Raw genomic sequence first — 16,408 nt, 5'->3', positions numbered from 1 at the left:
CGGCGTTCGGTAAATTCTTTAGACGCGGCGCTTCTTGCGCGGGCGGCAGCCATTGTGCGGGATCGGCGTCACATCACGAATCGAGGTGATGGTGAAGCCGGCAGCCTGCAGCGCGCGCAGCGCCGATTCACGACCGGAGCCGGGTCCACAGACCTCGACCTCGAGCATGCGCATGCCGTGTTCCTGGGCCTTCTTGGCAACATCTTCTGCGGCCATCTGGGCAGCGAACGGGGTCGACTTGCGCGATCCCTTGAAGCCCTGGGCTCCGGCCGACGACCAGGCAATCGAGTTACCCTGCGCGTCGGTGATGGTGATCATCGTGTTGTTGAAGGTCGAATTGACGTGGGCAACGCCCGACGAGATGTTCTTGCGTTCGCGACGGCGAACACGAGCGGCTTCCTTGGCCATGATGGTCCTTTCAGTTGATCTCTACACCGCCGTAATGCCAGCGGCTCCACCAGGGAGAAGGCAGTAGGGGAATATGGCAGTAGGGCAGTATGTCTGCCGTCCCTATTGCCTTACTGCCCTACTCCCTTACTGCCCTAAATTACTTCTTCTTTCCGGCAATCGACTTGGCCGGGCCCTTGCGGGTGCGCGCATTGGTATGCGTGCGCTGACCACGAACCGGCAGCGAGCGGCGGTGACGCAGGCCGCGGTAGCAGCCGAGGTCCATGAGCCGCTTGATGTTCATCGACACTTCGCGGCGCAGGTCGCCCTCGACCTGGTAGTCGCGGTCGATGGTCTCGCGGATCTGCAGCACTTCCGCGTCGGTCAGTTGGTTGACGCGGCGCTCGGCCGGGATGCCGACCTTGTCGACGATCTCCTGGGCGAACTTCTTGCCAATGCCGTGAATGTATTGAAGCGCAATGACAACGCGCTTGTTGGTCGGAATGTTGACGCCGGCTATACGAGCCATGTTCTTCTCTTCTCCATATAGGCCGGGCGAGCCGGCGCTTCAAGTTGCCCCGCGTCCGGTGGAGGCCGGCCCTTGCGGGAGTTTCCAGTTCAAAGCGGCCTGCCTTGCCCTTGCGGACAAGCAAGCCTCATGCCTGATAGGAAGACGGGCCGCCATACCCCAGCGGACCGCTCCAGTCAAGCGCAATCGTTCGATTCTCTAGCCGGCCGCCTGGCCAACCCGCCGGGTCGTCGCCCTGAGCACCGCCTCGATCTGCTGCGTCACCGCATCGATGTCGGCCATGCCATCGACGCCCCTGAGTTTACCCTTGGCGTAGTAGTAGCCGATCAGCGGCGAGGTTTTCTTGTAATATTCCCTCAAGCGTTCTTCGAACACCGCTGGACTGTCGTCTTTGCGCACCGGCAGGCCTGCGGCCTTGGCTTCTTCGGCTCGCTTGACGATTCGGCCAACCAGCGCCTTGTCGTCGACGACAAATTCGATGACCGCGTCTAGCTCCAGTCCGCGATCCGACAGCATTTCCTCAACGGCGTCCGCTTGCACCAGAGTTCGGGGATACCCGTCAAGGATGAAGCCGTTTGCGCAATCAGCTTGATCGATGCGCTCTGCTACGATGGCGTTGACGATAGCGTCTGACACCAGTTCGCCAGCGTCCATCACCGCTTTGGCGCGCTTGCCGACTTCGGTGCCGGCCTGGACAGCAGCACGCAGCATGTCCCCCGTGGAAAGCTGTGGGATGCCGTGTCGTTCTACCAGTCTCAGTGCTTGTGTCCCCTTGCCCGCCCCCGGCGGTCCAAGCAATATCAACCTCATCTGGCCTTTTTCCCCCCGCGCAGCTTCGACTTCTTGATCAGGCCCTCATACTGGTGCGCGATCAGGTGACCCTGAATCTGCGCCACCGTATCGAGCGTTACACTGACCACGATCAGGAGCGAAGTGCCACCAAGGTAGAACGGTACGCCAGTCGCTGAAATCAGGAACTCGGGCAGCAGACACACCAGCACCAGATAGATGGCGCCGACGACGGTGATGCGGGTGAGCACATAGTCAATATAGTCCGCGGTGCGCTCGCCCGGGCGATAGCCCGGGATGAAGCCCGAATGCTTCTTCAATTGGTCGGCGGTGTCCTTCGGGTTGAAGACGATCGCCGTGTAGAAGAAGGCGAAGAACACGATCATCGCCGCGTAGAAGGCCATGTAGAGCGGCTGGCCATGACCGAGCGACGCCAGGATGGTGCTGGCCCAAGCGGGCATGTTCGTCGTCTGCGAGAAACCGGCGACGGTCGCCGGCAGCAGCAATAGCGACGAAGCGAAGATCGGCGGAATGACGCCGGATGTGTTGAGCTTCAGCGGCAGATGCGAGGTATCGCCCTGGAACATGCGATTGCCGACCTGGCGCTTGGGGTACTGAATCAGCAAGCGGCGCTGGGCGCGCTCGAAAAAGACGATCAGGCCGATAACGATAATGGCGAGCACGATGATCGCCAGGATCAGGCCGGTCGACAGCGCTCCGGTGCGGCCTAGCTCCAAGGTACCGGAGATGGCGCGCGGCAGGCCGGCGACAATGCCGGAGAAGATGATCAGCGAAATGCCGTTGCCGATGCCGCGGGCGGTGATCTGCTCGCCGAGCCACATCAGGAACATGGTGCCGCCGACCAGCGTGACGACGGTCGAGATGCGGAAAAAGATGCCGGGATCGTTGACGATGCCGTTTCCGCCCTCGAGCCCGACCGAAATGCCGTAGGCCTGGACCAGCGCCAGAAGCACGGTCCCGTAGCGCGTATACTGGTTGATAATCTTGCGGCCCTGCTCGCCTTCCTTCTTCAGCGCTTCCAGCGACGGAATGACCGAGGTCATCAGCTGCATGATGATGGAGGCGGAGATATAGGGCATGATGCCGAGGGCAAAGATCGCCATGCGCTGCACGGCACCGCCTGCAAACATATTGAACATGCCAAGCACGCCCTTGCTCTGCGACGAGAAGGCGTGGGCAAAGGCGTCCGGATTGATGCCGGGCAGCGGGATATAGGTGCCAAGACGGTAGACGAGCAGCGCGCCGATGGTGAACCAGATGCGCTTCTTCAGATCCTCGGCCTTGGCGAAGGCCGAGAAATTCAGATTCGAGGCTAGTTGTTCAGCAGCCGAAGCCATGCCTGATTCTCCGCTTGGTCACGCTCGATGCCCGCAGCTCAGGCGGCGCGTGTCACCGAAACTCACGAGATAAGCTCCGGACTGCAAACATGCAAGCGGCCGCGTTGATGCGGCCGTCACATCTGTCGGATCAAAGCACAACCGCAGGCAAAACCGAATTCCACCTTTGCCGGCCGTGCTTCAAATTGCCGTTACTCGGCGGCTGCCTTCTCAGGCAGCTTCACCGAGCCGCCGGCCTTTTCGATCTTCTCGATCGCGGCCTTGGAGGCTCCGGCCACGTCGAAGGCAAGCTTGGCCTTGATGTCGCCGTCTGAAAGGATGCGCACGCCGTCCTTGACGCGACGGATGACGCCAGCCGCAACCAGCGCCTCGGCCGTTACAACTGTCTTGGCGTCGAGCTTCTTGGCATCGAGCGCCGCCTGGATGCGGGCCAGCGACACGACGGTGAAGCTCTTGGCGAAGATATTGTTGAAGCCGCGCTTCGGCAGGCGGCGGTAGAGCGGCATCTGGCCACCCTCGAAGCCGTTGACGGCGACGCCGGAGCGCGCCTTCTGGCCCTTGACGCCGCGACCGGCGGTCTTGCCCGAACCGGAGCCGATGCCACGGCCGAGACGCTTCTTGGAGTGCGTCGCGCCGTCCTTGTCACGCAGATCATTGAGTTTCATCTGGGTTCTCCTGCGCTCTGGTTCAGCCCTCGTCCACGACGCGGACGAGATGCTGGACGGCAGCGATCATGCCGCGCACCGAGGGCGTATCCTCCAGCGTGCGCTGCTTGTGCATCTTGTTGAGGCCGAGGCCGACCAGCGTTGCGCGCTGCTCCTTCGGCCGGCGGATCGGCGAACCGATCTGCTCGACGGTGATGGTCTTGGTTGCTTTCTTGGCCATGGTCAAATCCCTGGTCAGCGTCGACTATTCTTCAGCCGCAACGGCGGTGCCGCGGCGGGCCTGAAGGGTCGAATACTTGATGCCGCGCGCGGCAGCCACATCCTTCGGATGCATCTGGCTCTTCAGCGCGTCGAACGTGGCACGAACCATGTTGTAGGGGTTCGAAGAACCCATCGACTTGGCGACCACGTCATGCATGCCGAGCGTTTCGAAAACGGCGCGCATCGGGCCGCCGGCGATGATGCCGGTACCTTGCTTGGCGGCGCGCAGCAGAACGCGTCCCGCACCCCAGCGTCCCTCGACGTCGTGGTGCAGCGTGCGGCCTGAGCGCAGCGGCACGAAGATCATGTCGCGCTTGGCCGATTCGGTCGCCTTGCGGATCGCCTCCGGCACTTCGCGCGCCTTGCCGTGGCCGAAGCCGACGCGGCCCTTCTGGTCGCCGACGACAACAAGTGCCGCAAAGCCGAAGCGCCGGCCGCCCTTGACGACTTTGGCGACACGGTTGATGTGGACGAGCTTGTCGACCATGCCGTCGTCGCGCTCTTCGCGATCACGGCCGCGGCCGCCATCCCTACGTTCCTGTGCCATATCCTGTTCCTTGTTTTTTTCCGGAAGCACGGTTGATGATGATATCCGGCGCCTCTGTGGGTCGCCGGGGGCGAATTTCGTTTTTAGAAGCTCAGACCACCTTCACGGGCAGCCTCGGCAAGCGCCTTGACACGGCCGTGGTAGATGTAGGCGCCGCGGTCGAAGACGACTTCCTTGACGCCGGCCTTCGAGGCACGCTCGGCGATCAGCTTGCCGATGGCAGCGGCGGCCGCCGTGTCGGCGCCGGTCTTGAGCGAGCCCTTGAGCTCCTTCTCGAGCGTCGAAGCAGCCGCGATGGTGTGGCCCTTGGCGTCGTCGATCACCTGGACATAGATGTTCTTCGACGTGCGATGGACCGACAAGCGCGGACGTTCGCCGGCAACCTTCTTGATCTGGCGGCGGACGCGCTGGGCGCGGCGTTGGGTGGATTCTTTCGAGCCCATGATATCAGTTCCTTGCCTTCAAAAAAACGGGGGCAACCATATGCGGTAGGACGAGCCTCCCGCGACCGCTCCCCGCGGCGTTAAAATTACTTCTTCTTGCCTTCCTTGCGGACGATCTTCTCGCCGGCATAGCGGACACCCTTGCCCTTGTAGGGCTCGGGGCTGCGATACTCGCGGATCTCGGCGGCAACCTGGCCGACCTGCTGCTTATCGATGCCGGTCACCGTGATTTCCGTCGGCTTCGGCACCGAAATCGTCACGCCCTGCGGCGTCTCGTAGACGACGTCATGGCTGAAGCCGAGCGCCAGCTGCAGGTTCTTGCCCTGCATGGCGGCACGATAGCCGACGCCGGTGATCTCGAGCTTCTTTTCGAAGCCGTCCTTGACGCCCTGCAGGATGTTGACGATCTGCGTGCGTGACATGCCCCACTTGGAACGGGCAGTCTTGGTCTGGTCGCGCGGCTGGACAGCGATCTCGCTGCCTTCCATCTTGACCAGCACTTCGTCGTTCACCACGAACTTCAGCTCGCCCTTCGGACCCTTCGCCGTCACGGTCTGGCCGTTGACGGTCGCGGTCACGCCCTGCGGCAGCGAAACGGGTTTCTTTCCAATACGAGACATTTTGTTGTCCTCGTCACTTCTCTTGTTTCAGGTCTCGGCTTTCGGGACTAGATCCCGAAAACCTGTTTCCAACCGGGTCACATACCAGATCAGAAGATCTGGCAGAGGATTTCCCCGCCGACATTCTGTTCACGCGCTTCGTGGTCGGCCATCACGCCCTTCGGCGTCGAAAGGATGGCGATGCCGAGGCCGTTGGCGACGTGCGGTATCGACTTGGCCGAAACGTAGACGCGGCGGCCGGGCTTCGAGACCCGAGCGATTTCGCGCACCACCGGCGCACCATCGAAATACTTCAGCTCGATCTCGATTTCGGACTTGCCGTTGTCGAAGTCGGTCTGGCTGTAGTCGCGGATATAGCCTTCCGCCTTCAGCACGTCGAGGACGCGGGTACGCAGGCGCGAGGCCGGCGTCGAAACGCTCGACTTCTTGCGGCCATATGCGTTGCGGATGCGGGTCAGCATATCGCCGAGAGGATCGCTCAATGACATGTTATGTCCTCCTTACCAGCTCGACTTGACCAGGCCCGGGATCTGGCCGTTATTGCCGAGATCACGAAGCGCGATACGCGATACTTTGAGCTTGCGATAATAGGCACGCGGACGTCCGGTGACTTCGCAGCGGTTGCGGATGCGGGTCTTGGCCGAGTTGCGCGGCAGCGCCGAAAGCTTCAGCTGGGCGCGGAAGCGCTCTTCCATCGGCTTGGACTGATCCATGATGATCGCCTTGAGCACCTCGCGCTTGGCAGCGAACTGGTCCGCAAGCTTGCGGCGCCTGTTGTTCTTCTCGACTGAGCTGGTCTTTGCCATTTCAGATTTTTCCTTTTCTCGCTGCCGTTACTGGCGGAAGGGGAAGTTGAAGGCCTTGAGCAATGCCCTGGCTTCGTCGTCCGTCTTCGCAGTCGTACAAACGATGACGTCCATGCCCCAGATCTGATCAACCTTGTCGTAGTTGATCTCCGGAAACACGATGTGTTCCTTGATGCCCATGGCATAGTTGCCACGGCCATCGAAGCTCTTCGGATTAAGTCCGCGGAAGTCGCGGACGCGCGGCAGTGCGATGTTCACGAGGCGGTCGAGGAACTCGTACATGCGTTCCTTGCGCAGCGTGACCTTGGCGCCGATCGGCATCTTCTCGCGGACCTTGAAGCCGGCGATCGAGTTGCGGGCGCGGGTGACGACGGCCTTCTGGCCGGCGATCATCGCAAGGTCTTCCGCCGCGATCGAAGGCTTCTTCGAATCGCCGGTCGCCTCGCCGACGCCCATGTTCAGCACGATCTTGTCGATGCGCGGAACCTGCATCTCGTTCTCGTAGCCGAACTGCTCCTGCAGCGCCTTGCGGATAGTCTCGTTGTAGACCTGCTTGAGGCGCGGCGTGTTCTGGGCAGTTGCCTGCTTGGTTTGAGCCTTAGCCATTGATGACTTCTCCCGAGCGCTTGGCGACGCGCACCTTCTTGCCGTCCTTCTGGAAGATGAAGCCGACGCGGGTCGGCTTGCCATCCTTGGGGTCGGCCAGCGCGATGTTCGACAGCTGGATCGGCGCTTCCTTGGTGATGATCCCGCCCTCTTGGGACTGGGACTGCTTCTGGTGACGACGGATCAGGTTGACGCCGCGCACCAGCGCGGTGTCGTCCTTCGGCTGTACCGAGAGGACTTCGCCCGAACGGCCCTTGTCCTTGCCGGCCAGCACGACGACCTTGTCGCCTTTTCTAATCTTCTGCATTGGTCCGGCTCCTTACAGCACTTCAGGCGCGAGCGAGATGATCTTCATGTGGTTCTTGGCGCGGAGTTCGCGCGGAACCGGTCCGAAGATACGCGTGCCGATCGGCTCTTTCTTGTTGTCGACGAGAACGGCTGCGTTCTTGTCGAAACGGATCACGCTGCCGTCCGGGCGGCGGATGTCCTTGGCCGTGCGAACCACGACCGCCTTCATCACATCGCCCTTCTTGACGCGGCCGCGCGGGATGGCTTCCTTGATCGACACCACGATGATGTCGCCCACGGAAGCGTATTTCCGCTTCGAGCCGCCCAGCACCTTGATGCACATGACACGACGGGCGCCGGAATTATCCGCGACGTCGAGGTTTGTTTGCATCTGAATCATGACTGGCCGCCTTCTTCTTTTCTAACGGGACGGGTTTCTCACCCCTCCCCGGTCTGTCCAAAATTCGTTTCGTTGGCCCTGATCAGGCCTGGTCCGAAGACACCACGACCCAGCGCTTGTCCTTGGAAATCGGCTTCGATTCCTGGATGAACACCTGATCGCCGACCTTGTGGGCGTTGTTCTCGTCGTGCGCCTTGTACTTCTTGGTCATGCGCACGGTCTTCTTCATCACGGGATGCGTGAAGCGCCGTTCGACCTTGACGACAACCGTCTTCTCGTTCTTGTCGCTGACGACGGTGCCCTGCAGAATGCGCTTTGGCATGGTTTTCGTCCTTAAGCCTTCTTGGCCGCGGACTTTTCCGCAGCGATGGTCTTGATACGCGCAATGTCCTTGCGGACCTGCCTCACGCGCGCGGTCTTCTCAAGCTGGCCGGTGGCCTTCTGGAAGCGCAGGTTGAACTGCTCCTTCTTCAGGCTGGCCAGGTCGTCGGTCAGCTGGTCCTGGGTCTTGGTCCGGATGTCTTCGGCTTTCATGATCAGCCCGTCCTTATTCTGCGATGCGCTGTACGAAGCGCGTCCTGACCGAGAGCTTGGCCGCGCCGAGACGCAGCGCCTCACGGGCGGTTTCCTCGTTGACGCCGTCGATCTCGAACATGATGCGGCCCGGCTTGACGCGTGCCGCCCAGTAGTCGACCGCGCCCTTGCCCTTACCCATACGGACTTCGGTCGGCTTCGACGTCACCGGCACGTCCGGGAAGATACGGATCCACACGCGGCCGGCACGCTTCATCTCGCGGGTGATCGCGCGGCGGGCCGCCTCGATCTCACGCGCGGTGACGCGGTTCGGCTCAAGCGCCTTCAGCCCGAAACCGCCGAAATCCAGGTTGGTGCCGCCCTTGGCGGTACCGTGGATGCGGCCCTTGAACTGCTTGCGGAACTTTGTGCGCTTTGGCTGCAGCATCGTTCTAACTCCAAATTCCTAAATGTCTTACGCGTTTTCGCGACGGCGACCGCGTTCGCGCTCACCACCACCGCCATGCGCATGATCGCCCTCGGTGGCGCGGCGCTCCGAAGCCATCGGGTCGTGCTCGAGGATTTCGCCCTTGAACACCCAGACCTTGACGCCGCAGATGCCGTAGGCCGTATTCGCCTCGGCCGTGCCGTAGTCGACGTCGGCACGCAGCGTATGCAGCGGCACGCGGCCTTCGCGATACCATTCCATGCGCGCGATCTCGGCGCCGCCGAGACGGCCGGCGCAGTTGATGCGGATGCCTTCGGCACCGAGGCGCATCGCCGACTGCACGGCACGCTTCATGGCGCGGCGGAACGCGATGCGGCGCTCGAGCTGCTGGGCGATCGACTGGGCGACCAAGGTCGCGTCGATCTCCGGCTTGCGCACTTCGACGATGTTCAGATGCGTCTCGGACTTGGTCATCTCCATGAGCTTCTTGCGAAGCTTCTCGATGTCGGCGCCCTTCTTGCCGATGATCAGGCCCGGACGCGCCGCATGGATGGTGACGCGGCACTTCTTGTGCGGACGCTCGATCACGACTTTCGAGATTGCAGCCTGCTTGAGTTCCTTCTCAAGATATTTGCGGATCTTGATGTCCTCGTGCAGCAGCTTGCCGTACTCGCCGGTGTTCGCGAACCAGCGCGAATCCCAGGTGCGGTTGATGCCGAGACGCAGACCGATCGGATTGACTTTCTGGCCCATTATGCGGCCTCCCCTTTTTCTTCGACTTCACGAACGACGATCGTGAGGTGCGAGAACGGCTTCTCGATACGGCTGGCGCGCCCACGGCCACGGGCATGGAACCGCTTCATGACGATCGACTTGCCGACATAGGCTTCCGCCACGATCAGCGCATCGACGTCGAGGTCGTGGTTGTTTTCCGCGTTGGCGATCGCCGATTCCAGCGTCTTCTTGACCGTGCCGGAAATCCGCTTGGCCGAGAATTCGAGGTCGGAAAGCGCTGTCGCGACCTTCTTGCCGCGGATCAGCGCGGCAACCAGGTTCAGCTTCTGCGGGCTGATACGGATCGTGCGCAACACGGCGCGCGCTTCGTTGTCAGCAAGCCTGCGCGGAGCTTTGGCCTTGCCCATGATTATTTCCTCTTCGCCTTCTTATCCGCGCCGTGACCGTAATAGGTCCGGGTCGGAGCGAATTCACCGAACTTGTGACCGACCATGTCCTCGTTCACCGAGACGGGAACGTGCTTCTGGCCGTTGTAGACACCGAAGGTGAAGCCGACGAACTGCGGCAGGATGGTGGAGCGGCGGCTCCACATCTTGATCACCTCATTGCGACCACCTTCACGAACCTTGTCCACCTTCTTCAGAAGGTAGCCGTCGATGAAGGGGCCTTTCCAAATCGAACGAGTCACTTGGCGTTACCTCTTCTTAGCTCTTGCGCTGATGGCGCGAGCGCAGGATGAACTTGTCGGTCGCCTTGTTGGACCGCGTCTTCTTGCCCTTGGTCGGCTTGCCCCAGGGCGAAACCGGATGGCGGCCACCCGAGGTGCGGCCTTCGCCGCCGCCATGTGGATGGTCGACCGGGTTCATGGTCACGCCGCGATTGTGCGGACGTTTGCCGCGCCACACGGTGCGGCCTGCCTTGCCGTCATTGATGTTGCCATGGTCCGGGTTAGACACGGCGCCGACAGTGGCCATGCAGGAGCCGTGGACGACACGCTGCTCGCCCGAATTGAGGCGCAGGATCGCCATGCCCTGGTCGCGGCCGACGAGCTGGCCATAACCGCCGGCCGAACGGGCGACCTGAGCGCCCTTGCCGGGCTTCAGCTCGATATTGTGGACGATCGTACCGACCGGCATCGAGGCCAGCGGCATCGCGTTGCCCGGCTTCACGTCGACCGATTCACCGGCCACGATCTTGTCGCCGGGAGCCAGACGCTGCGGGGCGATGATGTAGGACAGCTCGCCATCGTCATACTTGATCAGCGCGATGAAGGCGGTGCGGTTCGGATCGTACTCGATGCGCTCGACCGTGCCGACGACGTCGAACTTGCGGCGCTTGAAGTCGATGATGCGGTAGGTGCGCTTGTGACCGCCGCCGATGAAGCGGGCTGTGATGCGGCCGTAATTGTTGCGGCCGCCCGACTTGGTCAGGCCTTCGGTCAGGCCCTTGACGGGCTTGCCCTTGTAGAGGCCCGACCGATCGACGATGACCAGCTGACGGGTGCTCGGCGTTACCGGGTTGAATTTTTTCAGTGCCATTGTTCTGTCCTCGCGACCTTGCTCAGAGACCCGTCGCGACGTCGATCGACTGGCCTTCGGCCAGCGTCACAACCGCCTTCTTGACGTCGCTCTGGCGGCCGATCGTGCCGCGGAAGCGCTTGATCTTGCCCTTGCGGACAAGCGTGTTCACGGCCATCACCTTGACGCCGAACAGCGCTTCGACGGCGGCCTTGATTTCCGGCTTCGACGCCTTCTTGGCGACGTTGAAGACGACCTGGTTCTGCTCGGAAGCCATGGTCGACTTTTCGGTGATCGCCGGCGAGACGATCACGTCGTAATGACGAAGGTCGGTCATTTGAAGCGCTCCTCGAGAGCCTCGACGGCGGCCTTGGAAAGGACCAGCGTGCCGCGGCGCAGAATGTCGTAGACGTTGATGCCCTGGATGGGCAGCACGTCGATGTTCGGGATGTTGGTCGCTGCCAGCTTGAAGTTCTTGTCAAGCTCGGCGCCGCCAATCACCAGGGCGTTGCTCAGGCCCAGCGTCGCGAAATTCGCGATCAGCGCCTTGGTCTTGGCCTCGGTCAGCTTCAGCTCGTCGATGATGATGATCGACGCGCTCTTGGCCTTGGCCGAAAGCGCATGCTTCAGGCCGAGCGCACGCACCTTCTTAGGCAGATCGTGCTCGTGGCTGCGCACGACCGGGCCGTGGGCCTTGCCGCCGCCGCGGAACTGCGGAGCGCGAGCCGAATGGTGACGGGCGCGGCCCGTACCCTTCTGCTTGTACATCTTGGCGCCGGTGCGGGCGATTTCCGCGCGACCCTTGGCCTTGTGCGTGCCCTGCTGCTTCTTGGCAAGCTGCCAGCGCACGACGCGCTGCAGGATGTCCTCGCGCGGATCGAGGCCGAAAATCTCTTCGGAGAGCTTCAGCTTGCCGGCGTCCTTGCCGCCAAGCGTTGTAATCTTGAGGTCCATTATTCCGCTCCCTCTGTGGCCGGGGCCTCGTTCGTGGCGGCACCGTCAGTCGCAAGGGCGCGGATCGCGGCGGGCTTCGGCGCATTGGCCGGAAGCGCCACCTTGGCCGCGTCGCGGACCAGGATCCATGCACCCTTCGAACCCGGGACCGCACCGCGGATCAGGATCAGGCCGCGATCGGCGTCGGTCGAGACGACCTCGACATTCTGCGTGGTGACGCGGGTGTCGCCCATGTGGCCGGCCATATGCTTGCCCTTGAACACCTTGCCCGGATCCTGGCGCTGGCCGGTCGAGCCGTGTGTACGGTGCGACACCGAGTTGCCGTGCGTTGCGCGGCCGCCACCCATGTGGTGCCGCTTGATGACGCCCTGGAAACCCTTGCCGATCGTGGTGCCCGTCACATCGACCTTCTGGCCGACGACGAAGTGCTCGACGGTGATCTCGGCGCCAACATCGATCATGTTGTCGGCAGAGACGCGAAACTCGGCAACCTTGGCCTTGGGCTCGACGGAAGCGGTCGCGAAATGGCCGCGCATCGCCTTCGACGTGTTCTTCACCTTGGCAAGGCCAACGCCGAGCTGGACGGCGGTATAGCCGTTCTTCTCCTGCGTGCGCTGCGCCACGACCTGGCAGTTCTCCATCTGGAGAACAGTGACGGGAACATGTTCCCCGGCATCGTTGTAGATGCGGGTCATTCCCACCTTCTTTGCAATCACACCTGAACGCATCGGTTCAATTCCTTTAGAGTTCCCTGTCGGGGCTGTCGCCCCTCCACGCCTCTTGTTCCTTCAGAGTTCCGGGTCGCCCCGCTGACCTCTGGTTCCTTACAGCTTGATCTCGACGTCGACACCGGCGGCCAGGTCGAGCTTCATCAAAGCATCGACTGTCTGCGGGGTCGGGTCGACAATGTCGAGCAGACGCTTGTGCGTGCGCATCTCGAACTGCTCGCGGCTCTTCTTGTCGACGTGAGGCGACCGGTTGACCGTGAACTTTTCGATCCGCGTCGGCAGCGGAATGGGGCCGCGGACGTTGGCGCCGGTGCGCTTGGCGGTCGACACGATTTCCCGTGTCGAGGCGTCGAGCACCCGGTGATCAAACGCCTTCAGGCGGATGCGGATATTCTGTCCGTTCATGCGTCACTTCCTTGTTCTGGCGCGGCGCGGGCAGCGCCCGCGACAGATCGGTTTAAGTCCAAATTACTCTGTGATGGTGACGACGATGCCGGCACCGACGGTGCGGCCGCCTTCACGGATGGCGAAGCGCAGCTTCTCTTCCATGGCGATCGGCACGATCAGCTCGACGTCGACGGTGATGTTGTCGCCCGGCATCACCATCTCGGTGCCTTCCGGCAGCGACACGATGCCGGTCACGTCCGTCGTGCGGAAATAGAACTGCGGACGGTAGTTGGTGAAGAACGGCGTGTGGCGGCCGCCCTCGTCCTTGGTCAGGATGTAGGCTTCGGCGACGAACTTCTTGTGCGGCTTGACGGTGCCGGGCTTGGCCAGGACCTGGCCGCGCTCGACGCCTTCACGGTCGACACCGCGCAGCAGCGCGCCGATGTTGTCGCCGGCCTGGCCCTGGTCGAGCAGCTTGCGGAACATCTCGACGCCCGTGCAGGTCGTCTTGGTGGTCGGACGGATGCCGACGATCTCCAGCTCCTCGCCGACCTTGACGACGCCGCGCTCGACGCGGCCGGTCACCACCGTGCCACGGCCCGAGATCGAGAACACGTCCTCGATCGGCATCAGGAACGGCTTGTCGAGCGGACGAACCGGCGTCGGAATGTAGGCATCGACCGCAGCCATCAGTTCGCGGATGGCGTCCTCGCCGATCTTCTTGTCGCTGTCTTCAAGGGCGGCAAGCGCCGAACCCTTGACGATCGGAATGTCGTCGCCGGGGAACTCGTTCTTGGTCAAAAGCTCACGCACCTCGAGCTCGACCAGCTCGAGCAGCTCGGCGTCGTCGACCTGGTCGACCTTGTTCAAGAACACCACGATCGAGGGCACGCCGACCTGGCGGGCCAAAAGGATGTGCTCGCGGGTCTGCGGCATCGGGCCGTCGGCGGCCGACACCACCAGGATCGCGCCGTCCATCTGCGCGGCACCGGTGATCATGTTCTTCACATAGTCGGCGTGGCCGGGGCAGTCGACATGGGCATAGTGGCGGTTGGCGGTTTCGTATTCGACGTGGGCCGTCGAAATGGTGATGCCGCGCGCCTTCTCTTCGGGTGCCGCATCGATCTGGTCGTAGCGCTTGTATTCGCCAAAATACTTGGTGATCGCCGCCGTCAGCGACGTCTTGCCATGGTCGACGTGACCAATCGTGCCAATGTTCACATGAGGCTTAGTGCGCTCGAATTTACCTTTTGCCATGTGATCTCTCCATTCCTGCCAGCCCGTGCGGGCCTTGAATTAAGTTACTGATGCAACTCGTTTCGAGTTACGCGTATTTCTTCTGGACTTCCTGGGCGACCGCGGTCGGGACCGGCTCGTAGTGGTCGAACTGCATCGTGTAGGCCGCGCGGCCCTGGCTCATCGAGCGAAGGTTGTCCACGTATTTGAACATGTTGGCGAGCGGCACCATCGCGTTGATGACCACAGCCACGCCACGGGCTTCCTGGCCCTGGATCTGGCCGCGACGGCCGTTCAGGTCGCCGATAACGCTGCCGACGTAATCTTCCGGCGTCACCACTTCGACCTTCATGATTGGCTCGAGCAACTGCACGCCAAGCTTGGGGGCTGCTTCACGGAAGCAGGCGCGGCCGGCGATTTCGAAGGCCAGAACCGACGAGTCCACGTCGTGGTAGGCGCCATCGATCAGCGTCGCCTTGACGCCGATCATCGGGAAGCCGGCGAACGGGCCCGAGGTCATGACGCTGTTGATGCCCTTTTCGACACCGGGGATGTATTCCTTCGGCACAGCGCCGCCGACGATCTTGGTTTCGAACTCGAATTCGCTGCTTTCCGGATTCGGCTCGAACAGGATCTTGACGCGGGCGAACTGGCCGGTACCGCCGGTCTGCTTCTTGTGCGTGTAGTCCTGCTCGTGCTTGCGGGTGATCGTCTCGCGGTAGGCCACCTGCGGCGCGCCGACATTGGCCTCGACCTTGAACTCGCGGCGCATGCGGTCGACGATGATGTCGAGGTGAAGCTCGCCCATGCCGGAAATGATCGTCTGGCCCGATTCCTCGTCAGTCTTGACGCGGAAGGACGGATCCTCGGCGGCCAGGCGGTGAAGGGCGAGACCCATCTTTTCCTGGTCGTTCTTGGTCTTCGGCTCGATGGCGATCTGGATGACCGGATCGGGGAATTCCATGCGCTCGAGGATGACCGGATGCAGCGGATCACTGAGCGTGTCGCCGGTGGTGGTGTCCTTGAGGCCAGCGAGGGCGACGATGTCGCCGGCAAACGCCTCTTCGACGTCGGCGCGCGAATTCGCATGCATCTGCAGCATGCGGCCGATGCGCTCTTTCTTGCCCTTCACGGTGTTGTCGACCGAGATGCCCTTGGTGAGCTTGCCCGAATAGATGCGGGCAAAGGTGAGCGAACCGACGAACGGGTCGTTCATGATCTTGAAGGCAAGCATCGACAGCGGCTCGTTGTCGTCGGCATGACGCTCGATCTCGGCGTCGGTCTTGGCGTCGACGCCCTTGATGGCCGGGACATCGGCCGGCGACGGCAGATATTCGACGACGGCGTCGAGCAGCGGCTGCACGCCCTTGTTCTTGAAGGCCGAGCCGCAGAACATCGGATAGAACTTCACCGCGATCGTGCCCTTGCGGATGAGCGCACGGATCTCGTCGTTGCTCGGCATCTTGCCTTCGAGGTAATTCTCGAGCGCCGTCTCGTCCATTTCGACGGCGGCCTCGATCATCTTCTCGCGGTATTCTTCGGCACGAGCCTTGAGGTCGGCAGGGATCTCGACGATGTCCCAGGCAGCGCCCAGCGTCTCGTCGCGCCAGACCAGCGCGTTCATCTCGACGAGGTCGACGACACCCTTGAACTCGGTCTCGGCGCCGATCGGCAGCTGCATGACGACGGCATGCGCACCGAGGCGCGATCCGATCATCTCGACCGAGCGGTAGAAGTCGGCGCCGATCTTGTCCATCTTGTTGCAGAAGATCATGCGCGGCACGCGATACTTGTCGGCCTGGCGCCAGACGGTCTCCGTCTGCGGCTCGACACCGGCATTGGCATCGAGCAGCGCAATGGCGCCGTCGAGCACGCGCAGCGAACGCTCGACTTCAATGGTGAAGTCGACGTGGCCGGGGGTGTCGATGATGTTGAAGCGGTGCATCTTGCCGTCGCGACCCTTCCAGAAGGTCGTGGTCGCGGCCGACGTGATGGTGATGCCGCGCTCCTGCTCCTGCTCCATCCAATCCATGGTGGCAGCGCCGTCGTGGACTTCGCCGATCTTGTGCGACTTGCCCGTGTAATAGAGGACGCGCTCGGTGGTCGTCGTCTTGCCGGCGTCGATGTGCGCCATGATACCGAAATTGCGGTAGTCTTCGATTTTATATTCGCGGGCCATGGGAGGTGCCTC

At 62.2% G+C, this 16,408-nt stretch carries 27 protein-coding genes; all 27 read right to left on the bottom strand.

Annotated elements, in window-relative coordinates; translation table 11 throughout:
• Positions 1–18 precede the first annotated feature (18 nt).
• The 27 genes from rpsK to fusA all read right to left on the bottom strand — a co-directional run bounded on the left by rpsK (position 19) and on the right by fusA (position 16,396).
• On the bottom strand, positions 19–408 hold the full coding sequence (gene rpsK / locus NKI41_RS09590; RefSeq protein ID WP_006205444.1) for a 30S ribosomal protein S11: 390 nt from the start codon (positions 406–408) through the stop codon (positions 19–21).
• Positions 409–547: 139 nt separating this feature from the next.
• Complete coding sequence (gene rpsM, locus NKI41_RS09585) at positions 548–916, bottom strand: 30S ribosomal protein S13 (protein WP_006205445.1); 369 nt, start codon at positions 914–916, stop codon at positions 548–550.
• A 198-nt stretch (positions 917–1,114) separates the two neighbouring features.
• Entirely contained in the window at positions 1,115–1,726 is a 612-nt protein-coding gene (locus tag NKI41_RS09580; protein WP_352471809.1) for an adenylate kinase, read from the bottom strand.
• Positions 1,723–3,063, bottom strand: coding sequence for a preprotein translocase subunit SecY (gene secY, locus NKI41_RS09575; protein WP_352471807.1), 1,341 nt, complete (start codon positions 3,061–3,063; stop codon positions 1,723–1,725). Before secY ends, NKI41_RS09580 begins: the two co-directional genes overlap by 4 nt.
• 191 nt (positions 3,064–3,254) lie before the next feature.
• Complete coding sequence (gene rplO, locus NKI41_RS09570) at positions 3,255–3,728, bottom strand: 50S ribosomal protein L15 (protein ID WP_292660428.1); 474 nt, start codon at positions 3,726–3,728, stop codon at positions 3,255–3,257.
• 22 nt (positions 3,729–3,750) lie between these two features.
• Positions 3,751–3,948 (bottom strand): 50S ribosomal protein L30, encoded by a 198-nt coding sequence (gene rpmD / locus NKI41_RS09565; RefSeq protein WP_006205449.1) that lies wholly within the window; start codon positions 3,946–3,948, stop codon positions 3,751–3,753.
• A 24-nt stretch (positions 3,949–3,972) separates the two neighbouring features.
• Positions 3,973–4,536 carry a 30S ribosomal protein S5 gene (gene rpsE / locus NKI41_RS09560; protein ID WP_006333394.1) on the bottom strand — a complete coding sequence of 188 codons (564 nt, stop codon included), beginning with the start codon at positions 4,534–4,536 and terminating at the stop codon, positions 3,973–3,975.
• Between the two features lie 83 nt (positions 4,537–4,619).
• A complete protein-coding gene (rplR, locus tag NKI41_RS09555; RefSeq protein ID WP_352682670.1) occupies positions 4,620–4,979 on the bottom strand; it encodes a 50S ribosomal protein L18 in 360 nt (119 codons plus the stop codon).
• A gap of 86 nt (positions 4,980–5,065) precedes the next feature.
• On the bottom strand, positions 5,066–5,599 hold the full coding sequence (rplF, locus tag NKI41_RS09550) for a 50S ribosomal protein L6 (RefSeq protein ID WP_023675133.1): 534 nt from the start codon (positions 5,597–5,599) through the stop codon (positions 5,066–5,068).
• An 89-nt stretch (positions 5,600–5,688) separates the two neighbouring features.
• Positions 5,689–6,087 (bottom strand): 30S ribosomal protein S8, encoded by a 399-nt coding sequence (gene rpsH, locus NKI41_RS09545; protein WP_006205453.1) that lies wholly within the window; start codon positions 6,085–6,087, stop codon positions 5,689–5,691.
• A 12-nt stretch (positions 6,088–6,099) separates the two neighbouring features.
• Positions 6,100–6,405 carry a 30S ribosomal protein S14 gene (gene rpsN, locus NKI41_RS09540; RefSeq protein WP_352451046.1) on the bottom strand — a complete coding sequence of 102 codons (306 nt, stop codon included), beginning with the start codon at positions 6,403–6,405 and terminating at the stop codon, positions 6,100–6,102.
• A gap of 27 nt (positions 6,406–6,432) precedes the next feature.
• Positions 6,433–7,011 carry a 50S ribosomal protein L5 gene (gene rplE, locus NKI41_RS09535; RefSeq protein WP_008875670.1) on the bottom strand — a complete coding sequence of 193 codons (579 nt, stop codon included), beginning with the start codon at positions 7,009–7,011 and terminating at the stop codon, positions 6,433–6,435.
• Positions 7,004–7,318: a 50S ribosomal protein L24 gene (rplX, locus tag NKI41_RS09530; RefSeq protein ID WP_254817150.1), complete on the bottom strand. Its 315-nt coding sequence runs from the start codon at positions 7,316–7,318 to the stop codon at positions 7,004–7,006. Before rplX ends, rplE begins: the two co-directional genes overlap by 8 nt.
• 12 nt (positions 7,319–7,330) lie before the next feature.
• On the bottom strand, positions 7,331–7,699 hold the full coding sequence (gene rplN, locus NKI41_RS09525) for a 50S ribosomal protein L14 (protein WP_006205457.1): 369 nt from the start codon (positions 7,697–7,699) through the stop codon (positions 7,331–7,333).
• A gap of 82 nt (positions 7,700–7,781) precedes the next feature.
• On the bottom strand, positions 7,782–8,021 hold the full coding sequence (gene rpsQ / locus NKI41_RS09520; RefSeq protein ID WP_023675136.1) for a 30S ribosomal protein S17: 240 nt from the start codon (positions 8,019–8,021) through the stop codon (positions 7,782–7,784).
• Between the two features lie 11 nt (positions 8,022–8,032).
• A complete protein-coding gene (gene rpmC / locus NKI41_RS09515; protein WP_006205459.1) occupies positions 8,033–8,233 on the bottom strand; it encodes a 50S ribosomal protein L29 in 201 nt (66 codons plus the stop codon).
• A 13-nt stretch (positions 8,234–8,246) separates the two neighbouring features.
• Entirely contained in the window at positions 8,247–8,660 is a 414-nt protein-coding gene (rplP, locus tag NKI41_RS09510) for a 50S ribosomal protein L16 (protein WP_006205460.1), read from the bottom strand.
• A 27-nt stretch (positions 8,661–8,687) separates the two neighbouring features.
• Entirely contained in the window at positions 8,688–9,413 is a 726-nt protein-coding gene (rpsC, locus tag NKI41_RS09505) for a 30S ribosomal protein S3 (protein ID WP_023675137.1), read from the bottom strand.
• Positions 9,413–9,802 (bottom strand): 50S ribosomal protein L22, encoded by a 390-nt coding sequence (gene rplV, locus NKI41_RS09500; RefSeq protein WP_006205462.1) that lies wholly within the window; start codon positions 9,800–9,802, stop codon positions 9,413–9,415. Before rplV ends, rpsC begins: the two co-directional genes overlap by 1 nt.
• 2 nt (positions 9,803–9,804) lie before the next feature.
• Complete coding sequence (gene rpsS / locus NKI41_RS09495; protein ID WP_006205463.1) at positions 9,805–10,083, bottom strand: 30S ribosomal protein S19; 279 nt, start codon at positions 10,081–10,083, stop codon at positions 9,805–9,807.
• 16 nt (positions 10,084–10,099) lie between these two features.
• A complete protein-coding gene (gene rplB, locus NKI41_RS09490; protein ID WP_023675138.1) occupies positions 10,100–10,933 on the bottom strand; it encodes a 50S ribosomal protein L2 in 834 nt (277 codons plus the stop codon).
• Between the two features lie 22 nt (positions 10,934–10,955).
• Complete coding sequence (locus NKI41_RS09485) at positions 10,956–11,249, bottom strand: 50S ribosomal protein L23 (protein WP_023675139.1); 294 nt, start codon at positions 11,247–11,249, stop codon at positions 10,956–10,958.
• On the bottom strand, positions 11,246–11,866 hold the full coding sequence (gene rplD / locus NKI41_RS09480) for a 50S ribosomal protein L4 (RefSeq protein WP_023675140.1): 621 nt from the start codon (positions 11,864–11,866) through the stop codon (positions 11,246–11,248). Before rplD ends, NKI41_RS09485 begins: the two co-directional genes overlap by 4 nt.
• On the bottom strand, positions 11,866–12,594 hold the full coding sequence (gene rplC, locus NKI41_RS09475; RefSeq protein WP_352451050.1) for a 50S ribosomal protein L3: 729 nt from the start codon (positions 12,592–12,594) through the stop codon (positions 11,866–11,868). The genes rplD and rplC overlap by 1 nt, the downstream gene beginning before the upstream one ends.
• Before the next feature lie 96 nt (positions 12,595–12,690).
• Positions 12,691–12,999, bottom strand: coding sequence for a 30S ribosomal protein S10 (rpsJ, locus tag NKI41_RS09470; protein WP_006205468.1), 309 nt, complete (start codon positions 12,997–12,999; stop codon positions 12,691–12,693).
• A gap of 63 nt (positions 13,000–13,062) precedes the next feature.
• A complete protein-coding gene (gene tuf / locus NKI41_RS09465) occupies positions 13,063–14,238 on the bottom strand; it encodes an elongation factor Tu (protein WP_352614181.1) in 1,176 nt (391 codons plus the stop codon).
• A 67-nt stretch (positions 14,239–14,305) separates the two neighbouring features.
• A complete protein-coding gene (gene fusA / locus NKI41_RS09460; RefSeq protein ID WP_023680448.1) occupies positions 14,306–16,396 on the bottom strand; it encodes an elongation factor G in 2,091 nt (696 codons plus the stop codon).
• Positions 16,397–16,408: the final 12 nt, after the last annotated feature.

This window comes from Mesorhizobium sp. M0601 (genome assembly GCF_040320845.1).
Classification (GTDB): domain Bacteria; phylum Pseudomonadota; class Alphaproteobacteria; order Rhizobiales; family Rhizobiaceae; genus Mesorhizobium.
The sequence above is the reverse complement of the archived record's forward strand: the minus strand, read 5'-3'. Positions and strand labels throughout refer to the sequence as shown.

What these genes read in the sequence shown, in the direction of transcription:
- rpsK (WP_006205444.1), bottom strand. Translation starts at nt 408, where the DNA reads ATGGCCAAGGAAGCCGCTCGTGTTCGCCGTCGCGAACGCAAGAACATC.
- rpsM (WP_006205445.1), bottom strand. Translation starts at nt 916, where the DNA reads ATGGCTCGTATAGCCGGCGTCAACATTCCGACCAACAAGCGCGTTGTC.
- NKI41_RS09580 (WP_352471809.1), bottom strand. Translation starts at nt 1,726, where the DNA reads ATGAGGTTGATATTGCTTGGACCGCCGGGGGCGGGCAAGGGGACACAA.
- secY (WP_352471807.1), bottom strand. Translation starts at nt 3,063, where the DNA reads ATGGCTTCGGCTGCTGAACAACTAGCCTCGAATCTGAATTTCTCGGCC.
- rplO (WP_292660428.1), bottom strand. Translation starts at nt 3,728, where the DNA reads ATGAAACTCAATGATCTGCGTGACAAGGACGGCGCGACGCACTCCAAG.
- rpmD (WP_006205449.1), bottom strand. Translation starts at nt 3,948, where the DNA reads ATGGCCAAGAAAGCAACCAAGACCATCACCGTCGAGCAGATCGGTTCG.
- rpsE (WP_006333394.1), bottom strand. Translation starts at nt 4,536, where the DNA reads ATGGCACAGGAACGTAGGGATGGCGGCCGCGGCCGTGATCGCGAAGAG.
- rplR (WP_352682670.1), bottom strand. Translation starts at nt 4,979, where the DNA reads ATGGGCTCGAAAGAATCCACCCAACGCCGCGCCCAGCGCGTCCGCCGC.
- rplF (WP_023675133.1), bottom strand. Translation starts at nt 5,599, where the DNA reads ATGTCTCGTATTGGAAAGAAACCCGTTTCGCTGCCGCAGGGCGTGACC.
- rpsH (WP_006205453.1), bottom strand. Translation starts at nt 6,087, where the DNA reads ATGTCATTGAGCGATCCTCTCGGCGATATGCTGACCCGCATCCGCAAC.
- rpsN (WP_352451046.1), bottom strand. Translation starts at nt 6,405, where the DNA reads ATGGCAAAGACCAGCTCAGTCGAGAAGAACAACAGGCGCCGCAAGCTT.
- rplE (WP_008875670.1), bottom strand. Translation starts at nt 7,011, where the DNA reads ATGGCTAAGGCTCAAACCAAGCAGGCAACTGCCCAGAACACGCCGCGC.
- rplX (WP_254817150.1), bottom strand. Translation starts at nt 7,318, where the DNA reads ATGCAGAAGATTAGAAAAGGCGACAAGGTCGTCGTGCTGGCCGGCAAG.
- rplN (WP_006205457.1), bottom strand. Translation starts at nt 7,699, where the DNA reads ATGATTCAGATGCAAACAAACCTCGACGTCGCGGATAATTCCGGCGCC.
- rpsQ (WP_023675136.1), bottom strand. Translation starts at nt 8,021, where the DNA reads ATGCCAAAGCGCATTCTGCAGGGCACCGTCGTCAGCGACAAGAACGAG.
- rpmC (WP_006205459.1), bottom strand. Translation starts at nt 8,233, where the DNA reads ATGAAAGCCGAAGACATCCGGACCAAGACCCAGGACCAGCTGACCGAC.
- rplP (WP_006205460.1), bottom strand. Translation starts at nt 8,660, where the DNA reads ATGCTGCAGCCAAAGCGCACAAAGTTCCGCAAGCAGTTCAAGGGCCGC.
- rpsC (WP_023675137.1), bottom strand. Translation starts at nt 9,413, where the DNA reads ATGGGCCAGAAAGTCAATCCGATCGGTCTGCGTCTCGGCATCAACCGC.
- rplV (WP_006205462.1), bottom strand. Translation starts at nt 9,802, where the DNA reads ATGGGCAAGGCCAAAGCTCCGCGCAGGCTTGCTGACAACGAAGCGCGC.
- rplB (WP_023675138.1), bottom strand. Translation starts at nt 10,933, where the DNA reads ATGGCACTGAAAAAATTCAACCCGGTAACGCCGAGCACCCGTCAGCTG.
- NKI41_RS09485 (WP_023675139.1), bottom strand. Translation starts at nt 11,249, where the DNA reads ATGACCGACCTTCGTCATTACGACGTGATCGTCTCGCCGGCGATCACC.
- rplD (WP_023675140.1), bottom strand. Translation starts at nt 11,866, where the DNA reads ATGGACCTCAAGATTACAACGCTTGGCGGCAAGGACGCCGGCAAGCTG.
- rplC (WP_352451050.1), bottom strand. Translation starts at nt 12,594, where the DNA reads ATGCGTTCAGGTGTGATTGCAAAGAAGGTGGGAATGACCCGCATCTAC.
- rpsJ (WP_006205468.1), bottom strand. Translation starts at nt 12,999, where the DNA reads ATGAACGGACAGAATATCCGCATCCGCCTGAAGGCGTTTGATCACCGG.
- tuf (WP_352614181.1), bottom strand. Translation starts at nt 14,238, where the DNA reads ATGGCAAAAGGTAAATTCGAGCGCACTAAGCCTCATGTGAACATTGGC.
- fusA (WP_023680448.1), bottom strand. Translation starts at nt 16,396, where the DNA reads ATGGCCCGCGAATATAAAATCGAAGACTACCGCAATTTCGGTATCATG.